Here is a 24,587-nt window from a genome sequence, read left to right on the forward strand (position 1 = left end):
GGAATTCAGCAATAGTTTCCGGATAAAACGAAAAACATTTTTAGCATCTATTTGATGCAAAATTAAGAAGAAGATAAAATGAGCTTAAAGCTCATTATTTCAGGTATCCCCTGTTTTCGAGCCAGTTTGCCTGCGGCCTTGTATACTTCCAAATGACGTCTGCTTTTTCATCCTGGAATGACCACGGAGTAGCAATTACGATGTCCCCTTCATGAACCCACATTCTCTTCTTTTTTGACCCGGGGATCCTGCCCATACGGACATTTCCGTCCATACACTGCAGTCTTACCCTGTTTGCTCCAAGAAGCCTTGAGACTGTTGCAAGAACTTCGTTCTTTTCCTTACGTGGAATCCTTACACGTACTACCTGGGGTGCACCATCGGATTTACTGCCTGCGTTACTTTTCCTTTTCCTGCTGTTATAGTTCGCCAGATTAATACCTCTATTTATATCAGATTATTTAGTCTATTATTATCAAAAGAATATTTCATGGGCCTGGAGAACTGATATGGAACCAGGTTCAAACCATAAAAATATCCGTTATTAATTAAAGTTGATATCTGCAATTATTAAAAACCGGACTGAATTCTACTACCGTATGCAGATCACCTATGTGCATACCTATAATACTCACCCTATATAAGTTGAATTGAAAAAGTGAGTAAATACCGGAAATTTTTCCGGTAAAGCATCAAAAGTCATTCCTTTTTCAGGAAACTTACTTGTTATCCTCGGCAAGCATAAGTTTTACAAGACCTGCCGCTACATCAAGAGATGTATAGTCTTCTTCAAGTAAAGTTTCCACCCAATGCACATATTTTCCGAGATGACCCTCATCAATGGTATCCTTTACCTTTTGTGAGAGCAGATTGGCCCTGATGTCCTCAGCATCGCTTCTTGAAGGCACTTTCTTACGGGAGATCTTTACCTTGGTATATTTCTGGATATTCTTTAACTTGTACATCTCCTTGCCTGATACAAAAGTAAAGGCAACTCCCTGTCTTCCTGCTCTTCCGGTTCTTCCTATGCGATGTACATATGACTCTTCGTCCTGGGGCACATTGTAATTGAATACAAGTTCTATATTCTCCACATCTATTCCCCTGGCAGCCACATCTGTTGCAACAAGTGTCTCTATATCCCCCTTCCTGAAATTGGCCATTACCCGTTCCCGTTGCTGTTGCTTCATATCCCCATGGAGACCGTCAGCCAGATAGCCTCTTGATTTGAGTGTCTCAACAAGTTGATCCACACCCTTTTTTGTGTTACAGAATACTAATGAGGATTTTGCATCATAGATATCTATGAGTCTGCAGAGAACTTCGGGTCTTGCATGAGGCTTTACTTCAAAATAGGCCTGTTCCACATTGGGTACTGTAAGTTTTTTGTGGATGGTCTTTACGACCTGCGGATCTTTCTGATAGCGCTTGGTCAGTTTCATTATGGCACGAGGCATTGTAGCCGAGAAGAGTATGGTCTGCCTTGTGGTAGGAACATTATTGAGGATTATTTCAATATCCTCCCTGAAACCCATGTCCAGCATCTCATCCGCTTCGTCCAGTACGACCATGGACACATTATCAATCCTCAGTGTTTTGCGTTCGATGTGGTCGAGTATCCTGCCAGGAGTACCTATTACTATCTGGACACCTTTTTTCAGAGCCCTGATCTGCCTGTTTATGCTCTGTCCGCCATATACCGGAAGGATCTTGATATCCTTATATTTGGAAAGCTTGTTCAGCTCGTCAGCAACCTGGTTCGCAAGTTCTCTAGTGGGACAAAGCACAAGGACCTGTACCCTCCTGACATCCGGCTCGATCATTTCAAGGGCAGGTATACCAAAAGCTGCCGTCTTGCCAGTACCTGTCTGGGCCTGGCCGATAACGTCTCTGCCTTCCATTATAAATGGTATTGCCTGAGACTGGATGGGTGTGGGTTCTTCAAATCCAATTTCCTCTATTCCTTTTTCCATATTGCCTGAGAGTTGAAGATCCTTAAAAGTTATTGATTCCATGTTATAAATTCCTTTAAATATAGATTGATTAGTTTGAAAATCATGAACGAAAGATATGATTCGGTGTCTATCCCCGAGTTTCGATGAAAATTCAAATATCAGCTTACAATGTTCCAGCTTGCCCTGTTATCAAAGCAAAAAAGATCAATGCTCCTCCTTCTAGTACAACAAGTCAGTTAAGCCTATCGGTAAGTATAGAAAAACATAGCGCATCCAGACAGACCTTGAAATTAAATAACCGGTATAAAGTATGCATATCAGCGCATCATATTTAAACAAATGAGGTCGATAAATAAATGGGCCTGCAAGATCAGAAAAATCCAAAAGGATCCTGATCAAAATTTGCAGCGGGGGTAACAGATATGTCAGAATGGGTCACAGCATTTGAAAAGGATACGCTAAGCGAAGATAAAATAAAGGTATACAAAGGACAGGACAAACAGATAGCATTGATCAGAAAAGCCGATCGGGTTTATGCACTTTTGAATGAATGTCCCCATGAGGGTTGTCCGCTCAAAAGCGGAACACTTGATGGTTATGTGCTAAAATGCGCCTGCCACAACTGGGGTTTTGATATCAGGACAGGCGAGAACGTTGATACGGGGGAATACGTGGACATGGAAGATCCACGGGTCGAGACCTTTGAAACAAAGGAAAATGATGGGAAAATAGAGATACTTATCTGAAGGTCAGAAATCATTAATATTCTTTCAAAGCAGTTCAGTCTGCCCAGAAAAACATCCACGAGAGCACTGCAGCGGCCAGATGGGTGAGATAAATAAGAGGAAAGTAACCCTTACCAATCCTGACCCAGGGATAGTAATTAACGAATCCGGGATTCCATTCGGAAAATTTGACCACAGGATTGACTATGAACCATGTGAAGTCCTCGATGACAAGTCCTGTGAAGTAGGCACTCATAAGTATTCCAAAAAGACGGCTATCCCAGCCATGAACAACCAGAGGCAGGGTTATCAGGAGAGGCCACATGACGAAGAATAAATAAAAATGATAGGCAGTGAGAGTTATGCTCTTGCTGAACTGTATCTTCCAGCCGAATTTTCCCCGGTTACCTGCATTCCTGCCCTCGACATATGCCTCCCAGAATGCCGTGGCTATCATTGCACCCCATATCCATGCAAATATCAGGTAAATGTTCACAATAGGAATCTGTTCTTTTAGTTTATTCTGTTTACGGACATACCGGAACTTATTATCAGACCAGGTGCTGACATAATTATTTCTGAAGCAAAATATATAGGCAGGTATTTATTGGAATATATTTATATTCTAAAAATATATAAATAAATACTGGAGTGATTGGACCCTGCTATCCCTCCCATACCAAATTTGAGGTGAACAATGAGCCGCATTATTAAAAATTCAAAAGCTGTTGCTCCTGTGGTTGGTACCATTGTAATGATTGCCGTTGCAGTCATCTTTGCATCTATTGCAGTTTCGGCATTTGGCCTGGATACGATAAAAAAAGCCCCGCAGGCAGACATAAGGGCTGTCAGTGACAGTATTGGTACGGATTCTGTAATCAAAATGATACATCAGGGTGGTGAGGAATTACTGCTTAGCGAGTCACGGACAAAGATATTGATTTCCGGAACTTCGGGTAATAATGGTGAAGTATCTTTCACAAATCTGAATACTGAAGATGATCGAAGATTCATAACTGGGGATTCGATCTACCTGTATATGTCAGGTGGGAATATCTGTATCGCTAACAACACCCTTCCAAATGCAGACCACACAGACATAGCCGGAAGCGGTGATACACTTCAGCTCAGGATTCTGGATGTTAACAGTCAGCAGATGATAGCCGATGTTGATGTCAGGTTTTAAACCGGATCAGTAACGCTACAGGCGTTACTACTGTTTTGATTTTATTTAGTTCAACATATTCAGTTTTGAGGTCAGTATTTTCTGTAAACTTTACTTCTATGTCCCACTTCAATTACGAAAATTACAAGTTTTTCACCTTCAATGCTCATAATAACACGATATTCTCCCACCCTCAGTGAATAAAGTGGAGTATCAGGAAATCCTTTGAGTTTTTTAAGATGTGTCTTCGGATCATCACTGATATCTTTGATAGAAGTAACTACTCGCTTTGCAACATCAGAGGGGAGCTTTTTAAGGTCTTTGAGTGCAGCGGATGAATAAAGTATTGAGTACATTACAGAAGCCCCAGTTCAGCCTCCACCTCTTCCTGTGTATAATACTTTCCACGCTTTAGATCTGCCAGAGCCTCTTCAATCCGGGATATGGTCTCATCGCTCAATGGCTCCTGATCATATGCCATATTCACCAGACGGGAAACTACTTCATTATAGGTTTCCCGTGGAAATAATTTCAGTTTGTCCAGGCTATCTTTCAATTCAGGATCTATCTTTATAGTGGTAACTGCAGACATATACCATAGTATAGTTCAGTATACTATAAATTCATTCCCCGGTTAAGACCAGTATGAGAGCGTATGCCAGGGAAAATAGAAAGAAAGAATCATTTCACCACTTTCTGCAACACGAAGAACGTATACCCGTACTCATCCGAATGTTCTCTGAAAACTTCCTTTTCCTTTCTGGAGAACTCTATTATCATTTCGGCGTCTTTATTGCCTTTGAACTTTGCTTCGGCTGATGCGAGCATTCTGTCAAAGTAGTTGTAATAATCGTCCCACCAAGCGGATGCAGGTAGTTTGAAGCTGGAGATTACCCTGTAGCCTGTGGACTCGATTACTTTTTCGGTTTCGGGAATGGTTTTTATGTCGGGGTAGGAAAAAAATTATTGGATAAGTTTTTTTCAATCTGAACTGATATATTGGGTTTTCTTCGGCACAATTAAGAAACGGTATATACGAGAATATACATACTTTGTTTAATGGGGAATCGGGTAATTGTTTTATTATTGATAGCTTCGCTTGCACTCAACGGATATCTCTGGGTATATGCCCAGCCTGCGGAAGATTCTGAGTTCAGACAGATGGAAGCAGAAATCGAATCACTGCAGGAACGAAACGATGAACTGAGGATGCAGGCAATGACAAATAACCAGTCTCTGCAGTCCTGCACAGCACAGCTTGATTTTTACAGGGAACGTATATTCGAACTTGAATCGGAATCCGGCAATATGACCGGCATAGAAGGCGCTGCTACTCTGCAGGCCCCTGCTGTTATCCAGCAGATAGAGGTGGTCGATGAGGGACCTTTCTTCAGGAGGGTTGTTACAGAAGAAGGAACCATGATAGATGTTTCAGTTGAAATCAATTCTGGAAAGGGCAGAGTTCTGGTCCAGACCGTCCCCCTGATGGGAGTTGTGTTCCAGGATGCTGCCAACACGGCCTCCTTTGTTGCCCAGGACGTAACAGGTACGAGCCTTGCTGGAAGTGATACAATTTTCAGCATCACAGCCGAGCAGGAAATACCCGGTGTTGACGGCCCCAGTGCCGGTGCACTGATGACACTTATAACAATATCAGCAATTGAGGGTGAACCGCTCAATCCTGACATCACTGTAACAGGTACCATTGATGATGAAGGCAATATCGGATCTGTTGGCGGACTTGTCGAGAAGGCACAGGCTGCAAGTAATAGTGGTAAGGAACTGTTCCTGATACCTGAAGAGAACCGGATGCTCACTATTGATGATATTAATGAACAGAGAATAGGTGATATAGTCATCAGTAACCAGAACTCGGAAACCTTTGAAGCAGAGAGCTATATCGAAGAAGAAGTTGGCATCGATGTAGAATATGTGGAAAACATAGACGATGTCATAGCCTATGCATTCACGAACACGGAATGAGAGTAAAAGAAGATCTTGAATTCAGGATATATCGTCCTGCACATTAAGTAAAGTTCAGAGCCTGGCAAAAGATCTGCAATCTCACATGCCATAAAAATAAGTGTGGAGTTGGAGGTAGAATGATGGCCATGTGACCCTTTCTTTTACCAGGCCCGTGAATGTGAATTGGAAGTGGAAATGGTTTTGATATGGATTTGCTTCAATTAAATTAAAAGGAAGAAGTTTTCCAGGGAAAACTTCTGTCCTGTGTTTTACACTTAGAGTGCGTAGTTTTCTGGCTTGAAGACTGGAACTTCTGCCTTGAACTTCTCGAGGTTGTCGCTCATGAAGGTTTCGGACTCTGATGTGAGTGCATTGAGTTCGGATGTTGCCTTCTCGAGTGCAGCGATCTCGAACTTGGTCATATCAAGACCCTCGGAGTCGTTCAGGAGGTTGCAGCATTCTACAGCAGCGTTCTTTGCACGGAGGTAGATGTCGTCTCCGTCCTTTACGATTGCCTCTCCTACCTTGTATGCGTTGTCGTATGCAAGGATGTATGACTGTGGATCTCTGAACCTGTCGGAAGCCATGAGGAGGTCTCTGAGCATCTTCTCGTTTCCTGACTTAAGTGCAGTGTTCATGAGTGCACAGTCGTAGTTGAGGGACTCTGCCCAGCACTGTACGGTTGTACCACCGAATTCACCGTGGTATTCAACGGACTCGTTTGACCAAAGGTCACAGCACTGCATGATAAGGTTACCCATGACATCTGAGTGAGCACAGGTGGATGTCTTACCTTCGAAGGACATTGGCATACCTGAGATTGCCTTTACGATGATGTTCTCGTAACCACAGTCCTTACCTGGACCTACTGCGCCAGCTTCGTATGCTGCGAGTGATCTTGGAGCGGAGATTGCCCTTGCGATGATTGCGAGGGTGTGTGCGAGGTTCTTGTCAAGGAGACCCCCTGCAATGAACATTGCAGTGTTTGCCTGTGCACAGTCTGTGTCACCAGCAGCGGTTACTCCCTTCTTCTGTGCGATACCTGCGATCTCCTGCCAGAGGAACTCCATGTCCATGGTACCGAGACAGCCGATTGCGTAGAGCATACCTGCAATATCGTTCCTGAGTACTGCATAGTCGAAGATCTCCTTTCCGCCCATTGATTCGATGGACAGGAGGTCTGCGCCGCTTTCTGCGACCTGCTCGAAGGACTCTACAACGACGTTAAGCTTGTCGCCTCTGAGTTCCATGAACTCCTTGTTTTCCCTGATGTCACCAGGAGTGTGTCTGAGTGCACATTTGATACCATATTCTTCATAGTATTCTTCCATGATGGTCTTCTGTGCGTGTGCGACAGCTGCTCCCCACTCAGGATGGTTGGTCATCTGCTGGACGTGCTCTGTCTCGAGTACTACGGACGGGAAACCGACCTGGACCATTCTTGACATGATGTCTTTTGTGATCCTCTGGTACTCGTTTACGAGCTTCTCCTTTGTCTCTCCTGCTTCTGGCCTTGGTGCGTAGTTGACTTCTGCGGTTGTGTAACCTGCACCGATCTCAAGACCGAGACCTGCTTTTACAGGTTTCTTTGCGTTACCGAAGACCATCTCATCAGCATCTGCATATGCCATTTCTGTGAATCTGTTTACTGCCATTATTATCACCTTCTTAGTGTTTGTGGAATTCTGCTTTCAGTGCTTCCAGATCCTTTCCTGCGAGGATTGCATCAGCCATCTTTGGTGCGTCTGCTGCCTCTTCACCGTATACACCAAGTGCATAGGTTGATACGAAATCCTGGTTTACAGCTCCGCCACCGCACTGGAATGGAAGTTCGAGTCCTGCTTCAATGAGCCTGTCGTTTACTTCCTTGAATGCGTACATTGTGGTTGTCATCAGTGCTGTTCCGGTAAGCATCATTGGCTTCTCTTCTTTGACAGCTGCGATAACTTCATCAGCTGGTACGTCACGGCCAAGGTCTACTACTTCATAGCCGTTTGCTCTGAGAAGTGCTGCAACGATTGACTTTCCGATGTCGTGTACGTCACCTTCTGCGACGTGGACAACGACCTTTCCTTTTACCTTTGGTGCTGCACCCTGGTCCTTACAGTACTCGATACCGTCGAGCATTGCATCTGCGGACATCATAACGTTTGGAAGGAAGATGACACCCTGGTCGTATAAGTCTGTTACAACTTTCATACCGACCATAAGAGCATCGTCGATAAGAGTGATTGGGTCCTTTCCTGCTTCGATCGCTGCCTCAAGACCTTCAACAACGTCGTCTTCTTCACCCTCGAAAATCGCTTCTGCGATCGGACGGATGAGCTCATCCTCTGGGTAGAGTTCAGCTGCTGCGTCCTCAGGGGTCATTGATTGTTCCATTTTTACGTTATACCTTATTAGTATGCCTTCTTTGTCTACTATAAGCATTCTAAACCTCCTTCAATAGGTTTTATCTATCAGTTGAGCCTGGAAGGCTCAATCCAATCTACACAAAAGGTTCTTGTGAACCTCTATCAGGAAGAGATAGTAATCATATATAAGTATGGCGGATATAGTATACTCATATATAAGTATATCTGTCAAATACATCAAAAATAAGATTTACAGTTACATATAAAATAAAGCCTATTGCTTTTTATTTTTATAACTTTTTATGTTTAATCCAAGAAATACATATTGTAGTTTGCATAAAAACTTATATATCATCAGCTGGCATGTGTATTTTCTAAAACAATATAAATAGATATAGTTGACAAAATATATACTATAAAATACTTATCAAATAAAACAGCTTCAGTAGCAAGCTTATAATAATTACACAAATAGCATATCCAGCAACATCTGTTTTAAGGAGATAGTTTTATATAGTATATTCAATCCTGATTTTAAGACTAGGTAAAGATCTTAATAGGAAGGCTGAATAAAAACAATAGAAGAAATAAAGGATTCGAGTATGCTACAACAGGATCCGATAAATTATTTTTATTGTGATGTCCTGGACAGGAGTATAACAACTTCCATCCCGTCAAGTTGTCCCCTGGTACATTTTGTTCCCACAGGGACAATTGTCTTGTCCCGGGCCTCAAAGGGAATATCATAAAATGGCATCTGACCCGCAATTACATCGCCAAGTACGGAAGCTGCTTCAAGTAATTTTTTCTGCGGATGCAGGTTCAGTATATTCATACCCTTTAGCTCATCAACGGAATAGCCCAGGAGATCGCAGGCAAATGGATTAACGTAGAGAATACAGCCGTCATCATCGACCATGAATACAAGGTCCTCGATGGAATCAAAAATCACCTGCAATCCATGAAGATCCTTTACAGAATCCGCCTGCTCTCTCATACGACCTATAACCGGACCTATCTGTGCAGTCACCGTTTCAAGGGAATTGCGTATACCAAAGGGTATTTCATATGCACTGTGAGAAGCAAGCATCAGTACGGCCACAGTTTCCTCACTGTGCTTTATCGGGATGATGGCTGTAGCCTCAAGTCCCTCATAGCTCAGGTTGTTTCCAGGTATCATGGAATTGAGCTCATAATATCGCGTATATAGCGGATAATCCGTCATCAGGACCCTTGCATTGACAGAATTGGCAGCATAATGACGAGTGCTCTTCACAAATCGTGAGGAAAAGCCCCTGTGAGCTACAATGTTCATGTCTCCCGTGGACTCGTCTATCAGATACAATGCCCCGCAATCCAGGTTTTCCATTCCCGTGGTGAATTCAAGTAACTGGTAGAAAATATCACCGGGATCTCCGACCGGACTGAAGAAGGTGCCTGGATCGGAAACAAGGTGCATGAAGTTTTGCACGTTCTTACGTTCGGTAATATCGACTATGATACCCTGGATATACAGAATATGACCTTCAGCATCTCGCTTTACCACAGACCTCTCATCCACCCATCTGATCTCACCGGATTTTGTAAGAATACGATACTCGAAGGAAAGATTCTCTTCTCCCTTTGCCCACACTTCAGGTTCGGTGGTAAAACGTTCCAGGTCAGAAGGATGCACTATATCCCCGTAGAGGATATTTCCGGAGATCAGATCATCGGCATCGTATCCGAACTGTGAGATATTCTCGGAAACAAAATCCACCCTCCAGTCCTCTTCAGGTCTCCAGAAGAATACAACCGCAGGGCTGCTTTTGATCACAGTTTCCATTACCTTCTGAACCTCAATGAGTTCAAGAAGTTTTTTCTCCTTATTCTTCTGGTCTGTGATATCCCTGAGAATTGCCATTATGGCAGGTTCGCCTTCGTGTTCGATTATCGAGGAGTTTATTTCCGCCGGGGTATTGACCCCTTCTTTTGAAAGCAGTTCGATCTCATACTTCAACGGAGTCTCGCGGTTCTTTTCCAGGCTTCTCCTGAAACGCCTCAGGATGACCTGTCTGTATTCCAGTGGCAGGAAATTCTCGAACGGCCTTCTGAGTATTTCATCCTTGGAAAAACCGGTTATCTCGCAGAACTTCATATTTGCGAAGACAAGGATTCCGTTGCGAACTATAATGATACCGTCATTACTTTTCTCGACAAGGGTTGAATATTTCTTTTCGGAATCTCGCAATTCCTTCTCTGCCTGCTTTCGCTCAGAGATATCCCTGACATTCATCATAATTGAAGGTCTGTCCTCATGATGGATGAAAGAAAGCCCGATCTCCGCCGGCAGAAGATCTCCCTTTTTGGTATGGAACTCGATTTCATTGCTGCGTCGAAGACTTCGCCTGTCCTTGAGTACTTTCTTGAACCTCTTGGACACCATCCGCCTGTATTCCTCGGGGACATAGTCCAGAACTTCACTGCCCAGCAGATCATCCTTTGAGTAGCCGGTTAGTTCTGTGAATTTCGAGTTAATAAAATTCAGTATCCCGTCCTGTATGATCACAATTCCGTCGTTGCTCTTTTCAACCAGTGTGGAATATTTCTCCTTTGATGCCTCAAGCTGCAACTCTGCTTCTTTGCGCTCGGTAATATCCCTGATGTTGAGCATTATCGAGGGTCTGGAATTGTGTACTATATAGGAAAAACTTACTTCCGTGGGTATAAGCGCCCCGGATGAGGTCAGAAGCTCCAGCTCATTGTTGCGGTGTGGGCCACGCATGTCCTTGAGAACCTTTTTGAACCTCTTGGACATCATACGTCGATAGGTTTCAGGAACGTAGTTTGAAAAGTCAGTGTTCATCAATTCCTTTCTAGAATAGCCGGTAAGTTCCGAGAACTTCTTATTGGCAAATCTCAGCTTACCATTCTGCAGGATGACTATCCCGTCATTAATGTTTTCGACAAGCGTAAAATAACTGTCATCCGGCATACTGAAGATTTCTTCTTCTTTCTGCGGACCATCGAGTTCTTTGAATGTCAGCAGAATATGTGTATTGTATCCTGTGCCTGTATCCAGCCCACGGGCCCGCACGCGTAGCTCTGTCCTGCTGTTACTGGTGATATGTGTAGCTCTGAACTTATCTATTGAACTACCCCGACTGAAAATACGGGAAAGAAGATGCTCTAATTTATCTTCATCCCACTGGATGTTCTTAAGGTCAAAGAGCAAAGTTCCCCTTACTTCATCAGAGCTGACTGCAAAATTGCTACAAAACGAGTGATTAGCATAGATGATCCTGAATTCCCTGTCCAGCACAACAAAGGACTCATCAATGGAATCCAGTATCGTTCTGAAACGATCGCATTCCCTGAGAACAGGATCGTCGCTGGATACTCCTAATCCATCCAGAGCATATGTCGGATCTTTACAGGATACATCAGTTTCCATGCTTTTACACCTTGAATTTGGTTTTATATAATATTTATACTCCTTTTTAAAAGAAAAAAAGAGGTTAAATACAAGTTAAACAGATACTATTTGCTCACACCGATCAGACGCTTCCTTCAATCCAATCTACACAAAAGGATCTGTCTTGGGTGTGAGCAACCAGAAACATAGCAGGAGCAACACACCACGTCTTTTTTAAGCTTCATTTGCTGTGGAATTTTGTCCGCAGATCATCAATTGTAGCATTTTTTAACACTTCATCGGCTATTTTCGGAACAATCGCCGCATCATCACAGTAAATGCCAAGGTCATAGCGATCTACAAAGTCCTGGGTGACAGCACCTCCGCCACAGATAAAAGGGATATTGACCCCATTATCGAAAAGCCGGTCCCTGATCTCCTTGAAAGAGTACATTGTTGTGGTCATCAGTGCAGTACCGGTAAGCATTATGGGTTTATTTTCAATAACAGAGCCTACTACCTCATCTACAGGAACATCACTCCCGAGATCTATCACTTCATAGCCATTGGATCTCAAAAAGACCGTGAGTATCTTCTTGCCGATGTCATGCACATCACCTTCGACAACAAAGGAGACAACCTTTCCTTTATACTCATGGTTTCGGCCGGATATTTTCTTACAATACTCTATCCCGTCTGTCATTGCTTGTGAAGATATCATAACATCGGGCAGGAAAAGCATCCCCTCTTCATATAACTGGGAAACTATATCCATTCCGACTATGAGCGCATCATCTATCAGGTCAATTGCATCCTTCCCCTGATCCACGGCCTTCTGCAGTGTCATAATCACCTCGTCCTCGTCACCTTCAAAAACAGCTTCCACGATATTGCGGATCAGCTCATCTTCGGGAAACATCTCTCTGGCAACATCATCAGGAGATCTTTCACTTTCAAGCTTGACGTTGTATCTGACCAGGATAGAAGATGGATCGATATCAATCATAATGTCACCGTTTTAAACATATTGGTTTGAATCCCTTGTCGTAATACTTGCGCTGTTATTCAAATGTCCTAGTATATACTTTTATCTCCCGGAAGTCTATATAATTTCAAAACAATTTGGAATAACTTATAAATGCGCCATTCCTACCGAAAATATAACTAAAATTCATATTGAAAAAAAAATATAAGGAAGAAGTATTCGCAAATATCCTTGATTTCTTATTTTGCGTCGCTGTTCTCCTCCCACAGCCCGAAAATATTGTTTTCCGTATCAAGACAGATCGCAAGATATCCCCAGCCCGGCACAGGCATCCTGTTCAAGATCTTTCCTCCCGCATCAGTGACCTTTTCTGCATATTCGTCCACAGAAGGTACTCCGATGTAGCCGGCCATTCTCTGTTCAGGAGATCCTCTGTGACCCATACCGCCCCTTACACCCTCTTCACCATCAAGACCTGTGGTTTCAATGAGATAGTAGTCCTCCATTCCGGGAGGGTGTTCGAAGTTCCAGCCAAAAAGTCCGGAATAGAATTCCTTGGCGCGCTCAAGATCATCTGCAGGGACATCAAAGTGTACTATAGTCGGCATAAATTCACCCGGTAAAAGTTAAAACCGGGAAAACTTAAAGTTTTCTTTTTGCTTTTTATCCTTCCACAGCTTCAACAAGACTGCCCTTGCTGAGTAGCAAATTGTAGGAATCGTTAGCTTCGTTATACCTTACAAGTATATTCTGGAATGATAACAGACTTCCGTACCTGGCATTTGTAATGACCTCATTTTCAGGGGTCAGGTTATGGCCGGGAAGAACGGCATATACCGGTTTTGCAGATGTGCCGTCACATATCTTGAACAGGTGGTTCTTTTCGTCACCCAGATCCCCTGACATAAGTGAAGCTATAACGTTAATTCGTTTGCCTGTATGCTTTCCGAGTTTGGAGAGCTTTGCAAATTTAGCCTTGGGGGAAACCCTGTACTTTATGCGTGTGAGATTATCCTTACGCAGGATAACATATGTGTACTTGATATCAAGATTGATGTAGCGGTAGGGTTCATCACATTCTGCCAGCCTTGTCATAAGTCTTGTCGGATCGATGTCCTCTTGCTGTTCAAAACTCCAGCAACCCTGGGGATTGCAGCCGGAGCCCCATATAAAAGAACAAGGACTGTATATCCCAAGACCCATAACCTTTAGACTGATAGCAAGTCCCCTCATTTCAGTGGAATTGACCTTGTCAGCGGGCTCAATTATCAGAATGCTGCCATTCTGGTTGAGCTTTTCAGACATTTCTTTTACAAGTTCGGCCTTTTCTGAATTTGATAGGTCCTTTATCTCATTCAGTACATTTGAAAAGACCATCAGGTCGATATTTTCCGGCAGTTTGCCAACATCCAGTTTTTTAATGTCGATCTTTTCAGGTTCCCTGACATCAACTTTATCCTTTATCCCGGCATATTCAGGTACCAGGAAGTTATATGCCTCGATATTCTCATCATACATTTCTATGGAGTGCACAAGTGCCTTATTGTCTTCCAGCCGGTTATAAAGGTCAGTGATAGCCAGAGGAACTGTTCCGGGCCCGGAGCCTACATCCAGTACTTTCATGCGCTTTTTTAGCAGGCCATCCTCTGCCATACCATACAGGATATGCTGGAACTGCACGAAGTATACCGGAAACTGGTATGCAAGGTATCCGAGGATATCATAACCCTTTTCATAACTTATATTGCGAGATCCTTTACTCTTCCAGTAATCAGCCTTCTGGGAAACAACAGCTTTTCTGATCCTGTCAAGTATAACCGGGTCATCCCAGTCCTTACCTGTCTTTTTTTCTATAAACTGCTCGATGAGTCTTTCAAGTTTTCTTGAAACACCTGCAGTTCGGAAGAACGCTTCATTGATCTGCTCTTCCCTGTCACTTAGCTCAATAAACCCTCCGGGAGCACGGAACACTTTAAAATCATCATCAACAGGAACTATATCAAGTCCCAGATCAAAGAAAGATGAACTTGCTATATTGTAGATTTCCTGTGTGTACATCTCGCTCTTAATATAATTTCGCATCTCTGACAGCATGAACTCCGGTTTCATACGTGAGACGTACTTCAGTGCGGATATTATCTCCTTTTCAGACATTGTCAATGTTGATTGTTGCAGGGACTGATAAATCTGGTGATAAGGAATGATATGGTTGGTGATAAGGGTAACAGATTGTTTCAAATACATTCAGAATCCTGAATATTGAGGAATCAAGAATAGAGGAAAACATATGAACAGTCTTAAAAAAACAATGCTTGCTTTTGTCCTGTTACTGATAGTTGCAGCAGGAGTCCTTGCGATCTGGTGGGATAGCAAAACTCATGAGATGTATCAGGACAGTTTTCAGAGCAGCTACAATTACGAGATCAGCATAAAGACAAATGAGACACTGGATAACTTGACCCTGTACTTACCGCTCCCGGTTCTCAACGGCTCATCTTCGATTGGCGAGGAATTTGTTACAAGGGATTTCTATGAGAGTTCACCTGGCTGGAATTTCAGTCTTGTTGATACCATGTACGGACCTATGCTAAGTGTAGAAACAGAGACACTCAGACCCGTATATAGATCCCGTCCGATACCTATATCCGATGAGCCGGGGAGCGAATCTCCCGAAGCAGCTGTTAACGAGTCCGGCAGTTATTCGGAAAAGACACCAATACTGGTACCTGTTGACTTTTATGCATCACAAACCTCTGACAGTATAATCGATACAAGATATCCGCTTGGGAACGAACCCGTACTGAGACCCAAGTTCAATCTCACGGAATCCGAAGACACCGTCACGATACAGCCTCCCGAAGGCATAGATCCGCAGTACTACGATTACGAGGGACTTATCTTTGCAAGGTATGAAGCATCATCGAATGCTGATGTCGAGATACACATAAGCGTGGAAGGTTTTAATGAAGGATGGGAACTTGGATGGACATCCAACGATTATCGGGACAGCGTGGATGCCACCCTTACAGGCCCCCAGGATGGCTGGGTCTCTGCTGAAGGTAATCTTGTAACAGGCGATGGTGTATATAAAGAATAGATTCCTTTGAGGCGGGGATAAAGCCTACGCCTTATTTTGCCTTTTTACCGGCAGGTCAACTTCTGCCGAAAACATTAACATAAAAGTAATTCAGAAGAAAAGGTAGAAACTAAATAAGGGAGTGAATATGAACAGAATTATACCTATATTTGTTTTAATGCTTATAGTGCTTGGTTCCGGTTGTATCAACACTGATAATGGCAACGATGCTGAATCTATTTCAGACGATGCAGTGATAGTTCATCTTACATACGGTGCATTTACCCTGCCTGAGATGGCGATCCAGGAACTGGTTGTCAACGAAACTGCCGTGAATTTCAGTATCTACAACTATGATTACCAGTTGACTGAGAGGTACATAAAACCTCTGAACGAAAGCATGCGCAGTGAAGTACTGGAAACGTTCAGAAGCAATGATTTTCTTGAACTGAATGCGACATATGTCCCGCAGGAAAGACAGCCTGTGGTAGCCGATGTAGGTGTTGTCGAAATAACCCTTGTAGAGGACAATTTCAGCAAGACTGTAAAGGTGGATCCTTATTATGATGCCTACATGCCCGAGAACCTGCAGGAGATCGATCAGCAACTGCGCGACCTCAGAGAGTATGCAGTATCCACATCCCCTGAAGAAGCTGAGGATATCGCAGAGGATTGGATAATGAACGCACCTACCTATAGCTACGATGGGTCCAATCTTACACTGGAGAGTCATGAAATACTGGAAACCTATCCTGAACAACACCGTCTCAACTACAGTTTTGTCAGCAGTCATGCAGGCTATGGTAACAGATCAGGTGAAATGGTGGCCCAGGTCATCACACCTCACAACATAGTCGTTACAGTTGAAGGAGGAGAAGTCACATCCGCAGTGATCGATGGTGTCTGGGATGAAAGAAGTCAGCGAATGCTTGCAGATATGGTGGCAATGGAGACCAGTATGCCCTGTAATGAAACACCCTGGGAGGAATGGTACGGACAGGGGGATATCCAATTCATAACAGAACCTACCGAAGAGGAGCTTGTCATAGCTTACTTCGGGGAGGTATATGATATCGAAGTCTCAAACTTCGAGAGTACACGGATGGATGCAGTGACATGCAGGTTCACTCTCGAAACAGGCCAGGAATATGTTGACAGGATGGAAGAGCTGGGATGGAAAACCAGCACTTCCTGAATCATTTTTCCAAATTGCCTGAAGAGATAATCCAAAAAATATATCAGTTGATTTTTAAAATATAAACTTCATGGAAATTTCAGGAAAACTGGGCCTGAAAGAGGTCATTGCCATGGGTGTCGGAGGAATGGTCTCCGGTGGCATATATGCAGTCCTGGGTGTGGCAATGCAGCAGGCCGGTAATGCGGTCACTTTCTCATTTCTCCTGGCAGGCATTCTGACTCTCCTCACAGCCTATTCCTACGTAAAACTTACACTCCATTTCAAAGAAGAGGGCGGAACATTTTCCTTTATAGAACATGTTGTAAGTAACAAGCATATAGCAGGTGTTTTCGGCTGGCTTCTTGTGGTAGGTTACGTGGGTGTCATGGCCCTATACGCTTTTGCATTTGGTTCCTATCTGGTCAGTATACTGGGATATCCCCCGGATTCATTTCTCAGACAGGCAATCTCGGTTATTATTATAGCCATTTTTGTGGGCCTGAATATTTCAGGAGTCAAGGAGACAGGCCTCTATGAGGATATTTCCGTTTATATCAAAATAGCTCTGCTGCTCTCACTGGCAGGGCTTGGCATCTATTTCTCAGACCAGAGTATAGCAGTCCTGTCATCTTTTTTCAATAAAGGGATACTGAGTTCTGTTACTGCGTTTGCGATAATATTCGTGGCTTATGAGGGTTTCCAGTTGCTTACATACGACTACAAGGAAATAGAGGATGTAAACAAGAACCTTCCACGTGGCATGTATACCGCTATAATCATTGCTATCTTGATATATATCACAATTTCCTTTATGTCCACACTGCACCTGACACCTGAGCAGATAATAGAGGACAAAGAGTTTTCACTGGCAGTTGCTGTAAGATCATTTCTTGGAACCGCCGGATTTATAGTCGTCATTATTTCCGCCCTTCAGAGCACATCTTCCGGGATCAATGCAACACTGTTCGGAACTTCCAGGCTGACCCATAAGATAGCTACGGAAAAAGAGCTTCCAAAGGCATTTTCATTCAGGGATAAAAGAGGCATTCCCGTATATTCCCTGCTTATCATAGGTAGTCTGAGTGCCTTATTTGCTTTTGTCGGCACACTTGAGGAGATAACAAGTTTCGGATCCATTGTTTTCCTTGTCGCTGATGCTGCGGCTAATTATGCCAATCTGAAACTATACAAAGTTACAGATTCCAGCCCCTGGACACCATTAACAGCTTTTGCAGGATGCCTCATAGCGATACCGATAGTGATCTATCACCTGTACACCACCCAGCTTCACATACTGATATCGATTGCTTCCATATTTGCAGCTGTGTTCTTCCTTGAGTTCCTGTATCTGGAAAGACAAAGGATCTGAGAGCTGTAAGTAATCTACTTGAGCAGAACGGTATCGGAAAAAGATATCATATATCTACAATCTGTACGGAGCTTTGCTTAAAGTATTCTGTGAGCTCTTTGCCCCAGTTGACCGCACTCTCGCCGGTAAACATTGCCTGCAGATTACTGAATGAACCGTCTTTTTGTAAGAGCCTTAGCAAAACACATTGATCGTTCAGTACAATAGAGAAGAACTGCATTTTTTCCTGATAAAGATAAAAGGTTGTCTTTTCATTTTCCAGCAAAGACCTGAATTCCTCATATTTTTCCCTCTTAAGATAATCAAGAAGATCCTCGGATATCAAAAACGTCATCTCAACACCCAGCTCAGCAAGCTCTGAGAAGAGTGTAAAGAATTTGGGATGCATGGATGAACATATTTTCACAAAGAAGCCGGATTTCTTGGATCTCTCATGAACCTCTTTATTGAATTCAAATATTTCCGGTATCGGGGGAACTATGATTTTACATTCTCCAAGTTCATCAATTCTTTTTAAAAGGTGTAAAGGGATAAAATCAAAATAATGGGTTCCCCAGTAATCTATATTGTTATCGAAAACTTTAACCGTATCAATCAAAGGTTGCATTTTTGAAACCGTCATCTCACCCAGAGTTGTCAGTTCATAACTGTCTTCATAATGTGTGATAAGATGATGGTCTTCAAGAATCCTTATCTGTGGAAGTAATGATTGCCTGGTTGTTTCCAGAGAACTCAGAAGGTTTTCTGTTTCCTTTGGCCCCTCTTTCAGAAGCATGAGAACATTTTTTCTTTTATCGGAAGCAAATATTACATCAAGTAACGGTTTCTTCATTCCCATCACACCTTGGCAAATATGCAGCACTTATCCCCAACAATTAAAGTATGTAAATGGAACTATTTATAGAAAACTGAACATTTTTAATGTCGATTATATTGTATTTTGTTTTTATAAGAGATATTGACCATGAATATCCAACAATACATTTAAATAAAAGGTATCAACGAATATGAATATAGCATTTCAATATATTTTGAATCAGATCCACGACTGTGATATCAGTCGATCGTGAAATGTTAACAGTGTTAAGCAAAACACACCGGAGTGATAACATGAGAATGCTTGAAGAATTTTTCCCTGAATTCACAGAGAAGCTTGATGAGATCGATAGCTTATACGCCGAGAAAAGACCGATTGACGAAAAAACATACCAGTTCCTCTGTTTTGCACTTTCCATCAAAGCCAGGTCAAAGCCATGTGTCCTTAAACATTTTAAGGGAGCACTGGAGGCAGGTGCAACTGTAAAGGAGCTCTCATACATCCTTGCGCTGACCATGAGAGAAGCTGCAGGTGCCGATGACTGCTGGACCCATGATGTACTGGGAGACTGGAAGGAAATCCTAAAAGGTAATGTATCCTGCACTTGCTGCGGTGACGAAGATCAGGACTGATACCTGGTTTGGATTGTGTTTGCATACACAGTCATTTTTTTTACCACATACAAACGGTACTGCTGAAAAACAGCTTATTTCTGATTTAGTCGCAAACTCTTAAAACTACCCCCTTCAAATGAATCTATATTAGAATTATTATCAAAGCATTTTAAGAGGATCATAGATGACATCAGAAGTAACAGTCAATTCAGCCATATGTGGTTTTAAACATAAGATAACCGGCCAGCTAGAAGGAAAGAAGATAATTACTGACATAGATACTGACTGTAAAAAAGTTGCCACTCTTGCACATATGGAGATACCAAAGAAGGAAACACTGAATATTAAGGAAAACTACGTTATGGATCAGGCAAAGGATGCCTGTTGCTCCACATGCATAGTTCCCGCCGGGGTACTGCATGTATGCAGAATGGAGCTTGGTATGCTTTCCAAAACCCTGGCCAAACAATCCGAGAGAGTCAGTATCGAATTCAACGAAGAATAAAAAGGGATTAGATGCCAACAACTGTCAAAGTAAACTCAGCTATCTGTGGTTTTACACATAAGATCACAGGAGATCTGGATGGTAAGAACATAATCGTGGATATTGAAACAACCTGTCCCAAAATACAAAAGATGTCACATATGGAAATCCCCATGATGGAAACCATGGACATAAAGGATAACTACATCCTGGACAGGGCAAAAGAAGAACAATGTACACCAGGTTGTATCGTGCCTTCAGGCATCCTGCATGTATGCAGGTTTGAGACAGGAATGATCTCAAAGAACCTGGCAAAGAAGGCAGGCAATATCAGCATCGATTTCGATGAACTCTGATATTGCTTTTAAGGTTTATTGTAATACGGTTTTTTTAGGAGAAATTGTCATGGAGTTCCTGTCCTCCGGATGGAGAACTCCTGACCGGTCTACGCAAAAGATAGCAGATGAATTCTGTTTTTTGCCTTTTGAAGATAGATGATAGCGTACTCTGCTAAGCATACATCGCCTGAAATGGTTCAGGTTTATTATCATATATCTCATTTTGACTTCAAAGTTCATACATTTCACCGCCGTTGATCGGTATCTGTATTCTGATGTCAAAATATATTAAACTTTTGCTTAGATGATTCAAAAACAGGAATAAATGATAAAACGAAAAAATCAGAGATCCTTAAGATAACCTATCAGGTTATCAAGGTCCTTATCGGTCATTTCCCAGCGTGGCATATTCATATCAAGCGGAATGCCTTCCGAATCAATACCTTCTGTTATGGCTATTTTGAGGGTTTCTTCATCGTATGGTACATGATTCATATGGTGTTCGCCCGAACTCAGCGTACTGTACCTGATGTCAGGTGACATTATATTTCCCATCATTATCGGTACTCCGCCTCTGCCATCTGTTCCATGGCAGTTCACACAGCCTCCCCCGTACATATAGATCCAGTGTGCATCACCACTGGTATCTATAAGGTCACCAGACTCGTTGATTCCTGTATAATAGATCTCCTCTCCGTTAGAACTAAAGGACCGGTACCTATGCTTTTCATCCTCATAAGAGAGGTCATATCCTTCCGGACCCTCCAGGTCGGCTACATATTCCGGAACAAAGGTAACATACAAAAGTGCCACTGAAAGCATTACGAAAAAAAGGAAAACCATTAAAAGGGATATTTTAATCATATCACCGTGGTTTTTGTATCATTGCTTCTTTGCGGACACTCTGATTCAATACTCAAGCTGGCTGACAGGTTCCACAGGCTCTATACTACCTGTTCCCGTACTCTCAGATCCGGACATAACCCTCCGGAAAATGAAAATTGCACCAATTATAATAAGCAGCCACATTGGCAGTTTCATAAGCTTACCGATCAACCATCCCTGTACTAACATCTGAAGCATAACTTAATCTCCCCTGAACCTGATTTAAAAGATCTCCCATATGGATTGTTACTCTTTATATTAAATATAATTTTTGACCGCCGCAGAGATGTGCGGCGGTATGGTAAATTTACATTTTCAGGGTCTTCGCGTTTATTGCCACGATCACGGTACTCAGGCTCATCAGCAACGCACCGGCTGCTGGTGAAAGCAGGATACCGTAACTGAACAGCACACCTGCAGCCAGCGGGATCGCAAAGGCATTATAGCCTGTAGCCCAGATCAGGTTCTGCACCATCTTTGAATAGGTGTTCCCCGAAAGCATGATGATGTCCGTTACGTTCCTGGGGTCGTTCTTTACCAGCACGATATCCGCACTTTCCACTGCGACATCGGTACCCGCACCAATAGCAATCCCGACATCTGCCTGAACCAGTGCAGGTGCATCGTTTACACCATCACCCACCATGGCCACAACATAGTCCTTCTGTACATCTTTTATAGTCTCAGCTTTCTGATGTGGCAGCACTCCGGCGAAATACTCATCCAGACCCAGCTCTTCTGAAACCTGTCGGGCTACGAACTCATTGTCTCCTGTGAGCATCATGCATTTAATATCCATGGACTTGAGATTTGCAATAGCCTCCTTTGACTCGTTCCTGACTATATCAGCAAGTCCGAGAGCCCCCACGGTTTTATCGTCTTCCAGCAGGAACACAACGGTTTTACCCTTCTCTTCTATTTTTTCGACCTCATCATCCGTGACAGTGATCTCATTTTCCCTAAGATATCCCGGGCTGACAACTTTCAGTTTCCTGCCATTTATGATACCTTCTATTCCTTTTCCAGGCATGGAGTTGAATTCATCTGGACCTGTAATATCGAGATCTTTCTCTTTTGCACTGCTGACAATTCCCACTGCAAGAGGGTGAGCTGAATTTGATTCAAGTGATGCTGAGAGGGCCAGCACCTCATCCTCCTCCATAGCAGCAAGTGAAACCACATCTGTCACACCGAACTTGCCCTGGGTAAGCGTACCGGTTTTGTCAAACACAATTGCCTGCACGTTCCTTGCTCTCTCAAATGCCTGCCGGTCCCTGATAAGCAGACCGGAGTTGGCAGCCAGGGACGTAGATACCGCAACCACAAGCGGAATGGCCAGTCCGAGGGCATGAGGACATGTGATTACCATTACAGTAACAGCTCTCTCCAGTGCAAAAACAAACTCACTACCGAAATACAGCCAGGCAGCAAGCGTAATCGCACCCACACTCAGGGCAATTACAGTAAGTATTAGAGCTGCCCTGTTTGCCAGATCCTGTGTCTTTGAACGGCTCTCCTGTGCATTGCGGACAAGGTCTATAACCTGATTAAGATAAGTGTCCTTTCCTGTTTTTCTGACCTCTACCTCGATAGAACCCTGTTCATTGACCGAACCGCCGATAACCTCGTCTCCCTCGCTTTTTGTAACAGGCATGGATTCACCGGTCAGCATGGCCTCATTTACACTTGTCTCTCCCTTTAAGACATCACCATCAACAGGTACCTTCTCACCGGGTTTTACCAGCACCCTGTCCCCGGTTTCCAGTTCGTCAACACGGACGTCCTTTACATCATCACCCTTTAGGAGATGGGCCTCCGATGGCATGATCTTTACCAGCTCCTCGAGTGCCCTTGATGCTCCCATGACAGAACGCATTTCAAGCCAGTGTCCGAGAAGCATGATATCTATCAGCGTAACCAGTTCCCAGAAGAACATCTTACCCGATAGCCCGAAAACAACTGCGGAACTATAAAGAAAAGCAACACTTATGGCAACGGCTATAAGTGTCATCATTCCGGGAGTCTTTTTCCTCATCTCATCGATGAAACCGGTAAGGAAAGGATATCCTCCATAGAAATAGACAACAGCAGAGAGCAGGAAGAGTATGTATTCAGAACCCGGAAGCGGAAGATCAAATCCCAGAAATCCCTGAATAGCCGGGGACAGGATAAGTACCGGGACCGTCAGGATAATTGAGACAATGAAACGTCTCTTAAAATCAGCCAGCATGTGGGCATGATGACTGCCATGATCTTTATGCTCCTCATGGTCCATGTGGTCCCCATGATCCTCATGACTGTCATGGTCCATATGCTCCATATCTTTTTCCTGATCATCCGGCTTTTTTTTGTCCATGTTCATATTGCACTACCCCTTCAATCTTTTGTATACACTGCTATAAATCACTGACTGTATGCAATAATGGAGAATAATCCGGTTAAAACAGAATAAAACAGTGGAATTAAAAAAGACATAAATATTCATAAGTCAATTTTGAATAGGAGGAATGGTGGATGAAAGTGGAGTTTATATTTTTAATTCTCATTCTCATGTTATCCGTACTGGTTTCCGGGTGCACCGAAACCGAAAGTATGACAAATAACGATGCACTGCTACCAGGTACGGATGATCTGTGGGAAGAAGGGGAAGAGCTGGATACGGAAGATATCGGCATTACGGATGAACAGAACATTTCAAATGGTGGGGACGGGGTTGAACCTATCACGTTGAGATTTACACAGAACGATAGTGGAATGACTACGAATGCCATCAAGGGAGATACTCTGATAATCACACTTGAGGAGAATCCTACTACTGGATATTCATGGAACCTTTCTGCAAGTCCCGGACTTTCACTGGTAAACGAATCCTATGAGGAAAATACCGATGAGGACAAACTGATCGGGGCGGGGGGAACCCACCAGTGGCAATTCGAGGTAGAAGAAGAAGAGGAGCAGAACATTTCAGCGGTCTACAAACGTCCCTGGGAGGATATAACAGGAAACGAAACACAATTCAATCTGACCATAAATGTGATACCCAAAGATAAATTGATAAAAGCAAACGGTACCGTCAACTACATAGAACTTGAGGGTGGATTCTACGGAATCACCGACAAAAACGGTACTCAATACGATCCTGTTAATCTAAGTGATGAACTCAGGAAGGACGGGCTTGAGATATTCTTTGTTGCATACCCTGTAGATGACCGGGCAAGCATACACATGTGGGGTCAGCTTATACATATACGAGAGGCAACAGTTATTGGGTAAAAGGAAGAATT

Annotated in this window: 26 protein-coding genes; 10 read left to right on the plus strand and 16 right to left on the minus strand. The window is 43.2% G+C overall.

What is annotated here, in order from left to right:
* Positions 1–94 precede the first annotated feature (94 nt).
* Both eif1A and HWN40_RS07035 read right to left on the minus strand, forming a co-directional pair.
* On the minus strand, positions 95–433 hold the full coding sequence (gene eif1A, locus HWN40_RS07030) for a translation initiation factor eIF-1A (RefSeq protein WP_176966326.1): 339 nt from the start codon (positions 431–433) through the stop codon (positions 95–97).
* 286 nt (positions 434–719) lie between these two features.
* Positions 720–2,015: a DEAD/DEAH box helicase gene (locus HWN40_RS07035; protein ID WP_176965066.1), complete on the minus strand. Its 1,296-nt coding sequence runs from the start codon at positions 2,013–2,015 to the stop codon at positions 720–722.
* Between the two features lie 362 nt (positions 2,016–2,377).
* Here HWN40_RS07035 and HWN40_RS07040 point away from each other — a divergent pair, with 362 nt between their 5' ends.
* Positions 2,378–2,701, plus strand: a complete 324-nt coding sequence (locus HWN40_RS07040) for a Rieske (2Fe-2S) protein (RefSeq protein ID WP_176965067.1) — start codon at positions 2,378–2,380, stop codon at positions 2,699–2,701.
* A gap of 34 nt (positions 2,702–2,735) precedes the next feature.
* Here HWN40_RS07040 and HWN40_RS07045 read toward each other — a convergent pair whose 3' ends face one another.
* Positions 2,736–3,176: a hypothetical protein gene (locus tag HWN40_RS07045; RefSeq protein WP_176965068.1), complete on the minus strand. Its 441-nt coding sequence runs from the start codon at positions 3,174–3,176 to the stop codon at positions 2,736–2,738.
* Between the two features lie 201 nt (positions 3,177–3,377).
* Between HWN40_RS07045 and HWN40_RS07050 the strand changes: the two genes are divergently transcribed.
* Entirely contained in the window at positions 3,378–3,866 is a 489-nt protein-coding gene (locus HWN40_RS07050) for a type IV pilin domain-containing protein (protein WP_176965069.1), read from the plus strand.
* Between the two features lie 71 nt (positions 3,867–3,937).
* Here the strand turns inward: HWN40_RS07050 and HWN40_RS07055 are convergent, their stop codons facing one another.
* The 3 genes from HWN40_RS07055 to HWN40_RS07065 all read right to left on the minus strand — a co-directional run bounded on the left by HWN40_RS07055 (position 3,938) and on the right by HWN40_RS07065 (position 4,673).
* Positions 3,938–4,201 carry a type II toxin-antitoxin system RelE family toxin gene (locus tag HWN40_RS07055; RefSeq protein WP_176965070.1) on the minus strand — a complete coding sequence of 88 codons (264 nt, stop codon included), beginning with the start codon at positions 4,199–4,201 and terminating at the stop codon, positions 3,938–3,940.
* On the minus strand, positions 4,201–4,437 hold the full coding sequence (locus HWN40_RS07060; RefSeq protein WP_176965071.1) for a DUF7557 family protein: 237 nt from the start codon (positions 4,435–4,437) through the stop codon (positions 4,201–4,203). Before HWN40_RS07060 ends, HWN40_RS07055 begins: the two co-directional genes overlap by 1 nt.
* An 89-nt stretch (positions 4,438–4,526) precedes the next feature.
* On the minus strand, positions 4,527–4,673 hold the full coding sequence (locus tag HWN40_RS07065) for a hypothetical protein (protein WP_176965072.1): 147 nt from the start codon (positions 4,671–4,673) through the stop codon (positions 4,527–4,529).
* 231 nt (positions 4,674–4,904) lie between these two features.
* Between HWN40_RS07065 and HWN40_RS07070 the strand changes: the two genes are divergently transcribed.
* Entirely contained in the window at positions 4,905–5,828 is a 924-nt protein-coding gene (locus HWN40_RS07070; protein WP_176965073.1) for a S16 family serine protease, read from the plus strand.
* 257 nt (positions 5,829–6,085) lie between these two features.
* On the opposite strand, the gene mtaB is transcribed toward HWN40_RS07070, so the two are convergent.
* The 6 genes from mtaB to HWN40_RS07100 form a co-directional block, all read right to left on the minus strand.
* Positions 6,086–7,465, minus strand: a complete 1,380-nt coding sequence (gene mtaB / locus HWN40_RS07075) for a methanol--corrinoid protein co-methyltransferase MtaB (RefSeq protein ID WP_176965074.1) — start codon at positions 7,463–7,465, stop codon at positions 6,086–6,088.
* Positions 7,466–7,478: 13 nt separating this feature from the next.
* The gene (mtaC, locus tag HWN40_RS07080) at positions 7,479–8,240 is read right to left on the minus strand and encodes a methanol--corrinoid protein MtaC (RefSeq protein WP_176965075.1); all 762 of its coding nucleotides are present in this window, start codon (positions 8,238–8,240) and stop codon (positions 7,479–7,481) included.
* Between the two features lie 555 nt (positions 8,241–8,795).
* Entirely contained in the window at positions 8,796–11,597 is a 2,802-nt protein-coding gene (locus tag HWN40_RS07085; protein WP_176965076.1) for a PAS domain S-box protein, read from the minus strand.
* Positions 11,598–11,799: 202 nt separating this feature from the next.
* Positions 11,800–12,564, minus strand: coding sequence for a methanol--corrinoid protein MtaC (gene mtaC / locus HWN40_RS07090; protein ID WP_176965077.1), 765 nt, complete (start codon positions 12,562–12,564; stop codon positions 11,800–11,802).
* A gap of 218 nt (positions 12,565–12,782) precedes the next feature.
* Positions 12,783–13,151, minus strand: a complete 369-nt coding sequence (locus HWN40_RS07095) for a VOC family protein (protein WP_176965078.1) — start codon at positions 13,149–13,151, stop codon at positions 12,783–12,785.
* 55 nt (positions 13,152–13,206) lie between these two features.
* A complete protein-coding gene (locus tag HWN40_RS07100; RefSeq protein ID WP_176965079.1) occupies positions 13,207–14,697 on the minus strand; it encodes a small ribosomal subunit Rsm22 family protein in 1,491 nt (496 codons plus the stop codon).
* Positions 14,698–14,830: 133 nt separating this feature from the next.
* On the opposite strand from HWN40_RS07100, the gene HWN40_RS07105 reads away from it, so the two are divergent.
* The 3 genes from HWN40_RS07105 to HWN40_RS07115 all read left to right on the plus strand — a co-directional run bounded on the left by HWN40_RS07105 (position 14,831) and on the right by HWN40_RS07115 (position 18,165).
* The gene (locus HWN40_RS07105; protein WP_176965080.1) at positions 14,831–15,640 is read left to right on the plus strand and encodes a hypothetical protein; all 810 of its coding nucleotides are present in this window, start codon (positions 14,831–14,833) and stop codon (positions 15,638–15,640) included.
* Between the two features lie 127 nt (positions 15,641–15,767).
* A complete protein-coding gene (locus HWN40_RS07110; RefSeq protein ID WP_176965081.1) occupies positions 15,768–16,814 on the plus strand; it encodes a hypothetical protein in 1,047 nt (348 codons plus the stop codon).
* A 70-nt stretch (positions 16,815–16,884) separates the two neighbouring features.
* Entirely contained in the window at positions 16,885–18,165 is a 1,281-nt protein-coding gene (locus HWN40_RS07115) for an APC family permease (RefSeq protein ID WP_176965082.1), read from the plus strand.
* A 46-nt stretch (positions 18,166–18,211) separates the two neighbouring features.
* Here the strand turns inward: HWN40_RS07115 and HWN40_RS07120 are convergent, their stop codons facing one another.
* Positions 18,212–18,997 (minus strand): helix-turn-helix transcriptional regulator, encoded by a 786-nt coding sequence (locus HWN40_RS07120; RefSeq protein WP_176965083.1) that lies wholly within the window; start codon positions 18,995–18,997, stop codon positions 18,212–18,214.
* 278 nt (positions 18,998–19,275) lie between these two features.
* On the opposite strand from HWN40_RS07120, the gene HWN40_RS07125 reads away from it, so the two are divergent.
* The 3 genes from HWN40_RS07125 (at position 19,276) to HWN40_RS07135 (ending at position 20,436) form a co-directional block, all read left to right on the plus strand.
* Entirely contained in the window at positions 19,276–19,614 is a 339-nt protein-coding gene (locus HWN40_RS07125; protein ID WP_176965084.1) for a carboxymuconolactone decarboxylase family protein, read from the plus strand.
* 166 nt (positions 19,615–19,780) lie between these two features.
* On the plus strand, positions 19,781–20,101 hold the full coding sequence (locus tag HWN40_RS07130) for a DUF6951 family protein (RefSeq protein ID WP_176965085.1): 321 nt from the start codon (positions 19,781–19,783) through the stop codon (positions 20,099–20,101).
* 11 nt (positions 20,102–20,112) lie between these two features.
* On the plus strand, positions 20,113–20,436 hold the full coding sequence (locus tag HWN40_RS07135) for a DUF6951 family protein (protein WP_176965086.1): 324 nt from the start codon (positions 20,113–20,115) through the stop codon (positions 20,434–20,436).
* Between the two features lie 324 nt (positions 20,437–20,760).
* Here the strand turns inward: HWN40_RS07135 and HWN40_RS07140 are convergent, their stop codons facing one another.
* The 3 genes from HWN40_RS07140 to HWN40_RS07150 all read right to left on the minus strand — a co-directional run bounded on the left by HWN40_RS07140 (position 20,761) and on the right by HWN40_RS07150 (position 23,659).
* Positions 20,761–21,261, minus strand: a complete 501-nt coding sequence (locus HWN40_RS07140; RefSeq protein WP_246275860.1) for a c-type cytochrome — start codon at positions 21,259–21,261, stop codon at positions 20,761–20,763.
* 66 nt (positions 21,262–21,327) lie between these two features.
* Positions 21,328–21,501 (minus strand): hypothetical protein, encoded by a 174-nt coding sequence (locus HWN40_RS07145; protein WP_176965088.1) that lies wholly within the window; start codon positions 21,499–21,501, stop codon positions 21,328–21,330.
* Positions 21,502–21,610: 109 nt separating this feature from the next.
* A complete protein-coding gene (locus HWN40_RS07150) occupies positions 21,611–23,659 on the minus strand; it encodes a copper-translocating P-type ATPase (RefSeq protein ID WP_246276019.1) in 2,049 nt (682 codons plus the stop codon).
* Between the two features lie 158 nt (positions 23,660–23,817).
* Here HWN40_RS07150 and HWN40_RS07155 point away from each other — a divergent pair, with 158 nt between their 5' ends.
* Complete coding sequence (locus tag HWN40_RS07155) at positions 23,818–24,576, plus strand: protease inhibitor I42 family protein (RefSeq protein WP_176965089.1); 759 nt, start codon at positions 23,818–23,820, stop codon at positions 24,574–24,576.
* The last annotated feature ends 11 nt before the right edge of the window (positions 24,577–24,587 follow it).

Source organism: Methanolobus zinderi, assembly GCF_013388255.1.
GTDB classification, from domain to species: Archaea; Halobacteriota; Methanosarcinia; order Methanosarcinales; family Methanosarcinaceae; genus Methanolobus; species Methanolobus zinderi.

Coding starts and splice junctions, on each gene's coding strand:
- HWN40_RS07035 (WP_176965066.1), bottom strand. CDS start 2,015: ATGGAATCAATAACTTTTAAGGATCTTCAACTCTCAGGCAATATGGAA.
- HWN40_RS07040 (WP_176965067.1), top strand. CDS start 2,378: ATGTCAGAATGGGTCACAGCATTTGAAAAGGATACGCTAAGCGAAGAT.
- HWN40_RS07050 (WP_176965069.1), top strand. CDS start 3,378: ATGAGCCGCATTATTAAAAATTCAAAAGCTGTTGCTCCTGTGGTTGGT.
- HWN40_RS07055 (WP_176965070.1), bottom strand. CDS start 4,201: ATGTACTCAATACTTTATTCATCCGCTGCACTCAAAGACCTTAAAAAG.
- HWN40_RS07060 (WP_176965071.1), bottom strand. CDS start 4,437: ATGTCTGCAGTTACCACTATAAAGATAGATCCTGAATTGAAAGATAGC.
- HWN40_RS07065 (WP_176965072.1), bottom strand. CDS start 4,673: ATGCTCGCATCAGCCGAAGCAAAGTTCAAAGGCAATAAAGACGCCGAA.
- HWN40_RS07070 (WP_176965073.1), top strand. CDS start 4,905: ATGGGGAATCGGGTAATTGTTTTATTATTGATAGCTTCGCTTGCACTC.
- mtaB (WP_176965074.1), bottom strand. CDS start 7,465: ATGGCAGTAAACAGATTCACAGAAATGGCATATGCAGATGCTGATGAG.
- mtaC (WP_176965075.1), bottom strand. CDS start 8,240: ATGCTTATAGTAGACAAAGAAGGCATACTAATAAGGTATAACGTAAAA.
- HWN40_RS07085 (WP_176965076.1), bottom strand. CDS start 11,597: ATGGAAACTGATGTATCCTGTAAAGATCCGACATATGCTCTGGATGGA.
- mtaC (WP_176965077.1), bottom strand. CDS start 12,564: ATGATTGATATCGATCCATCTTCTATCCTGGTCAGATACAACGTCAAG.
- HWN40_RS07095 (WP_176965078.1), bottom strand. CDS start 13,151: ATGCCGACTATAGTACACTTTGATGTCCCTGCAGATGATCTTGAGCGC.
- HWN40_RS07100 (WP_176965079.1), bottom strand. CDS start 14,697: ATGTCTGAAAAGGAGATAATATCCGCACTGAAGTACGTCTCACGTATG.
- HWN40_RS07105 (WP_176965080.1), top strand. CDS start 14,831: ATGAACAGTCTTAAAAAAACAATGCTTGCTTTTGTCCTGTTACTGATA.
- HWN40_RS07110 (WP_176965081.1), top strand. CDS start 15,768: ATGAACAGAATTATACCTATATTTGTTTTAATGCTTATAGTGCTTGGT.
- HWN40_RS07115 (WP_176965082.1), top strand. CDS start 16,885: ATGGAAATTTCAGGAAAACTGGGCCTGAAAGAGGTCATTGCCATGGGT.
- HWN40_RS07120 (WP_176965083.1), bottom strand. CDS start 18,997: ATGAAGAAACCGTTACTTGATGTAATATTTGCTTCCGATAAAAGAAAA.
- HWN40_RS07125 (WP_176965084.1), top strand. CDS start 19,276: ATGAGAATGCTTGAAGAATTTTTCCCTGAATTCACAGAGAAGCTTGAT.
- HWN40_RS07130 (WP_176965085.1), top strand. CDS start 19,781: ATGACATCAGAAGTAACAGTCAATTCAGCCATATGTGGTTTTAAACAT.
- HWN40_RS07135 (WP_176965086.1), top strand. CDS start 20,113: ATGCCAACAACTGTCAAAGTAAACTCAGCTATCTGTGGTTTTACACAT.
- HWN40_RS07140 (WP_246275860.1), bottom strand. CDS start 21,261: ATGGTTTTCCTTTTTTTCGTAATGCTTTCAGTGGCACTTTTGTATGTT.
- HWN40_RS07145 (WP_176965088.1), bottom strand. CDS start 21,501: ATGCTTCAGATGTTAGTACAGGGATGGTTGATCGGTAAGCTTATGAAA.
- HWN40_RS07150 (WP_246276019.1), bottom strand. CDS start 23,659: ATGGACAAAAAAAAGCCGGATGATCAGGAAAAAGATATGGAGCATATG.
- HWN40_RS07155 (WP_176965089.1), top strand. CDS start 23,818: ATGAAAGTGGAGTTTATATTTTTAATTCTCATTCTCATGTTATCCGTA.